Below are 5,269 nucleotides of genomic sequence, written 5' to 3'. Positions count from 1 at the left end.
GGGAGAAGACGGGGCTGCGTTTTGCGGCGAAGCGGGTGAAGGCGTGCCGCGATTGTCCGCCTGCCGCGCCCATCGCTCCGCCATCTGCCGCGCGCTCATCGCGCGCTGCGAGCGGTCGCGGCGGAAATTGTCGCGGCGGGCGTCGAGGTCGGCGCTGTCGCCGCCGAGCCCGCGTTCGGTCAGGATCGCGGCGATTTCGGCAGCGTCGTCGGCGCAGCCGTGGCGGGCGGCATCGACGATCATTCGCGCCAGCCGCGGCGGTAGCGCCATCGCCCGCAGGCTCCGGCCCTCGTCGGTGATGCGCCCGTCCGGGTCGAGCGCGCCGAGCTCGCCGAGCAGCTCGCGGGCTTCCTTCAGCGCCGGCTGCGGCGGCGGATCGAGGAAGGCCAGTGATGACGGATCGGTGACGCCCCATTGGGCGAGATCGAGCAGCAGTGACGACAGATCGGCGGACAGGATCTCCGGCTGCGTATAGGGCGGCAGCGATGCGGTCTGCGGCTCGTCCCACAGCCGGTAGCAGACGCCGGGTTCGATGCGGCCGGCACGGCCGCGGCGCTGGTCGACGGCGGCGCGTGATGCCCGCACCGTCTCAAGCCGGGTCAGGCCGAGATCCGGCTCGTAGCGCGGCACCCGCGACAGCCCGCAATCGACCACGATGCGGACGCCTTCGATGGTCAGCGACGTTTCGGCGATCGACGTCGCCAGTACCACCTTGCGCTTGCCCTTGGCTGCCGGCTGGATGGCGCGATCCTGAACCGCGGCGTCGAGCGCGCCGAACAGCGGTACGATCTCGACCGAACGGTCCTGCACCCGCTCGGCCAGCATCGTCTCGGTGCGGCGGATCTCGGCTGCGCCGGGCAGAAACGCCAGCACCGAACCGGGCTCGCCACGCAGTGCCTGTGCGATCGCCTCGGCCATTTGCCGCTCCAGCGGCGCATCGGCCTTCCGGCCGAGATAGCGGGTTTCGACCGGAAATGCCCGGCCGAGACTTTCGACCACCGGCGCATCGCCGAGCAACCGGGCGACGCGGGCGCCGTCGATGGTTGCCGACATCACCAGAATGCGCAGGTCTTCGCGCAGGCCCTGCTGGGCGTCGCGGGCCAGTGCAAGGCCCAGATCGGCGTCGAGCGAACGTTCATGAAACTCGTCGAACAGCACCGCGCCGATGCCGGTCAGTTCCGGATCGTCGAGAATCTGGCGGGTGAAGATGCCTTCGGTGACGACCTCGATCCGGGTCGTGCGCGACACCTTGGAGCCGAACCGGACCCGGTAGCCGACCGTCTCGCCGGCGTTCTCACCCAGCGTCCTGGCCATCCGCTCCGCGCTGGCGCGAGCGGCGATCCGCCGCGGCTCCAGCACGATGATCTTTTGGTCCTTCAGCCACGGGGCGTCGAGCAGCGCCAGCGGCACGCGGGTGGTCTTGCCGGCGCCGGGCGGCGCCACCAGCACCGCGGTGGTGCTGGTCGCCAGCGCGCCGGAGAGATCGTCCAGCGCGTCATCGATCGGAAGCGGAATGTCGAAAGTGCGGGTCAAAAGGCGGCTCGAACGGTGCAGGGCGCGGATGGTTAACAGAAACCATACCCAGCGGCAAAACGGCTCACCGGTGCTCACAATTCCGAAAATGCGGCACATTCGGTGCTGAGGGCAACACTAACGCAACCGATCTGGCGGAAGATGATGCCGTCCGCATCAGACGGGAACAACCATGACGGCGAATGGCACACACGTTCCGCGTATGCACGCCGGCCGGGTCGATTGGGTCGACTACGCCAAGGGCATCTGCATCATCATGGTGGTGATGATGCATTCGGTGCTCGGCGTCGAGGCCGCCGCCGGCCAGACCAGTTTCATGCACTACGTGGTCGAGTTCGCCCGGCCGTTCCGGATGCCGGACTTCTTCCTGATCTCCGGCCTGTTTCTGGCGGTGGTGATCGACCGCGACTGGCGCACCTATCTCGACCGCAAGGTGGTGCATTTCGCCTACTTCTACGTGCTGTGGGTGACGATCCAGTTCGCCTTCAAGGCGCCGAGCTTCGCGGCCGAGATCGGCTGGGCGGGGGTCGCCAAACTGTACGCGCTGTCGTTCATCGATCCATTCGGCACGCTGTGGTTCATCTATCTTTTGCCGATCTTCTTCGTCGTCACCAAGCTGACACGGCGCGTCCCGTCGCTGCTGGTCTGGGGCATCGCGGCGGTTTTAGAGTCGCTGCACATCTCCACCGGCTGGATGGTGCCCGACGAGTTCTGCAGCAAGTTCTTCTATTTCTATACCGGCTATCTGTTCGCCCGGCAGGTGTTCGCGCTGTCGGACGCGGCGCGCGGGCGGCCGGTGCTGGCACTGGCCGGGCTGGCGTCGTGGGCGGTGATCAACGCCGCGGTCGTATTCCTCGGATGGGCGGACCTGCCGTTGGTGTCGCTGCTGCTCGGGCTCGCCGGTGCCTGCGCCATCATCACGGCGGGCACGCTGCTGGCGGAGAAGCGCTGGCTCGACGGCGTGCGGTTCTGCGGCGAGCATTCGATCGTGATCTATCTGGCGTTCTTTCTGCCGATGGCGATCAGCCGCACGCTGCTGCTGAAGTTCGCACCGTTCCTGGACCTCGGCGTGATCGCGATCCTGGTCAATGTCGCCGGGGTGATCGGCGCGCTGATTGTCTGGAAACTGGCGATGAAGACCGGCGCGACGTTCCTGTTCGAACGTCCCGACGCGTTCTGGATCGCCCCGCGCAAGAAGGCCGCGCGGCTGCAGCCGGCGGAGTGATCGCCGCTTCGTAACGGGCACCTCCTCATTCTGAGGAGCCGCGCAACGCACGGCGTCTCGAAGGATGGGCCACGATCACCTGACAGCTCATCCTTCGAGACGCGGCCTGACGGCCGCTCCTCAGGATGAGGGGCCGGATTCGGTTATCTGCTCACCGCCAGGCGTCGGCCTGCACCACCGCATCGTCGCGCCAGGCTTCGCGCGCGGCCTTGTTGGCCATCCAGTTCGGCAGGAAGGTCAGTGCTTCGTCGAGAATATGCGGGGTGTGCAGGCCCGGCGAATATTCCAGCGCGCGCTTGAAGTATTCCTTCAGCGCCGGCCGGAAGGTCGGATGCGCGCAGTTCTCGATGATTACCTTGGCGCGCTGCTTCGGCGACAGGCCGCGCAGATCGGCGAGGCCCTGCTCGGTCACGATCACCTGGACGTCGTGCTCTGTATGGTCGACATGCGAGGCCATCGGCACGATGCAGGAGATTTTGCCGCCCTTCGCCGCCGACGGCGTCATGAAGAACGACAGATAGCTGTTGCGGGCGAAGTCGCCGGAGCCGCCGATGCCGTTCATGATGCTGGTGCCCATCACGTGGGTCGAGTTGACGTTGCCGTAGATGTCGGCCTCGATCATGCCGTTCATCGCGATCACGCCGAGCCGCCGGATCACTTCCGGGTGGTTGGAAATCTCCTGCTGTCGCAGCACGATGCGCTCGCGGTAGAAGTCGAGATTACGCAGGAATTCGTCGTAACCGTCCGGCGACAGCGACAGTGCGGTCGCCGACGCATGGGTCAGCTTGCCCTTGCGCAGCAGGTGAAGCATCCCGTCCTGCAGCACTTCGGTATAGGCGGTGAGGTTGTCGAACGGGCCGTCTTCGAGGCCGGCCATCACCGCATTTGCGACGTTGCCGACGCCCGATTGCAGCGGCAGCAGATTGTGCGGCAGCCGGCCCTTCTTTACCTCGTGGCCGAGAAAATCCAGGATGTGCCCGGCGCTCGCCTGCGAGGTGTCGTCTGGCGGCGAGAACGCCGAGTTGCGGTCGGGCAGGTTGGTCTCGACGATGGCGACGATTTTGGCCGGATCGCAGCGCAGATACTGTTCGCCAATCCGGTCGCCGGACGCGAGGATCGGGATCGGCTTGCGGTTCGGCGGCAATTGAGTGCCGTAGTACACGTCGTGCATGCCTTCGAGGCGGATATCCTGCCAGGCGTTGACTTCGAGGATCACCTTGTCGGCGAGGTCGAGCCAGGTCTTGTTGTTTCCGATCGACGATGACGGGATCAGGCTGCCGTCCTCGCGGATGCCGGCGACCTCGACCACCGCGATGTCGAGCTTGCCGAGGAAGCCGAACCAGGCGTGCTGCGCGACGTGCGACAGGTGGATGTCGATGTACTCCATCCGCCCGGCATTGATGCGCTTGCGGCAGGTCGGATCGGATTGATACGGCAGCCGCATCTCGATGCCGTCGACCTTGGCGAGCGCACCATCGAGCTCGGGCGCCGTCGAGGCACCGGTCCAGACGCTGACCTTGAACTTCTGTCCGCGCGCGTGATGCGCATTGATGCGCTCGGCAAGCGCCAGCGGCAGCAGCTTGGGATAGCCGGCGCCGGTGAAGCCGCTCATGCCGACATGCGCGCCGGACGGAATCAGCGCGGCAGCGTCGGTTGCGGTCATGACCTTGGAACGGAGGGAGGGAGCAAGGATGCGGTCGGCGTTGACCATCAACGGCTCTTTCTTGCTAGGAGCGGCGGGAAAATGATGCGATTCGTCTAGTCGCTGGGCGGTAGAGAGCCCATGCAACCAATGGCGAAGGAGGTATGCGGCCCGCGCCGCCAGCCTCGTCTCGGCCGCATCCGATTGCGTCACCGCGATCGGATCGTAGCGCCAGATGATTGATTTCTCAACGAATCCAAGGAGCAACCGGCAGGATCGCACATCTGCTTGCGGGCGATCGCCGGACGGGGGTGTCCGGCATGCTGGTTTTGCAGGGCAGGGTCGCGATTATTCCGTCTCACGGTACGGGCGGCGGGTCGGGTGGTTCATGCCTCGAGTGCTTCGCCGGCGTCCCCGAAAAACGAAAACCTCCGGCAGGGCATTGCCGGAGGTTTTCTGGAGGTTGTCCATGAAGGAAACCGAAATCTCTTTCCTCTCCTTCGGGCCACCGACGATCACCCGCTGACCCTGAACGGAAGTATATGAGAATTTTTCCTGACTACAACAGGTAATTTACTCAGTGAATGCGGTGCGACGATCGCGAATCCGAGGCCGCGCAGCTCCGCTGCTGCCGCAGTTTCGGGCGATGCCGATTGTTACCATGTGAGGCATGCGATCTGCTGCATCGTTCGGTCGGAGCCGCGGATCCGTCAGTCCGTTGCGCCCTCAACCAGCACTCCGAAACGAAAAACCCCGGCGGTTGCCCGCCGGGGTTGATCAGATACTCGCTTGCGAAGCGAGGATCAGAAGTTGCGCTGAACGCGGAGGTTGCCGCTCCAGACGCCCTGGTCCTTGAACTCGTAGAACGC

General features: G+C 65.3%; 3 protein-coding genes. 1 reads left to right on the top strand and 2 read right to left on the bottom strand.

Annotation, left to right across the window (positions count from 1 at the left end; all coding sequences use genetic code 11):
- Nucleotides 1–1,533, bottom strand: a 1,533-nt coding sequence (gene hrpB / locus DU475_RS22955; RefSeq protein ID WP_164633429.1) for an ATP-dependent helicase HrpB, incomplete at its 3' end; no start/stop codon positions are given.
- Between the two features lie 172 nt (nt 1,534–1,705).
- Between hrpB and DU475_RS22950 the strand changes: the two genes are divergently transcribed.
- Nucleotides 1,706–2,758, top strand: a complete 1,053-nt coding sequence (locus DU475_RS22950; RefSeq protein WP_164633428.1) for an acyltransferase family protein — start codon at nt 1,706–1,708, stop codon at nt 2,756–2,758.
- A gap of 151 nt (nt 2,759–2,909) precedes the next feature.
- On the opposite strand, the gene scpC is transcribed toward DU475_RS22950, so the two are convergent.
- Nucleotides 2,910–4,469, bottom strand: coding sequence for a succinyl-CoA:acetate CoA-transferase ScpC (gene scpC, locus DU475_RS22945; protein ID WP_164633427.1), 1,560 nt, complete (start codon nt 4,467–4,469; stop codon nt 2,910–2,912).
- Nucleotides 4,470–5,269: the final 800 nt, after the last annotated feature.

Source organism: Rhodopseudomonas sp. WA056, assembly GCF_010906995.1.
Lineage (GTDB): Bacteria > Pseudomonadota > Alphaproteobacteria > Rhizobiales > Xanthobacteraceae > Rhodopseudomonas > Rhodopseudomonas palustris_G.
This window is presented reverse-complemented; position numbering and strand designations above follow the sequence as displayed.

What these genes read in the sequence shown, in the direction of transcription:
- DU475_RS22950 (WP_164633428.1), top strand. Translation starts at nt 1,706, where the DNA reads ATGACGGCGAATGGCACACACGTTCCGCGTATGCACGCCGGCCGGGTC.
- scpC (WP_164633427.1), bottom strand. Translation starts at nt 4,469, where the DNA reads ATGGTCAACGCCGACCGCATCCTTGCTCCCTCCCTCCGTTCCAAGGTC.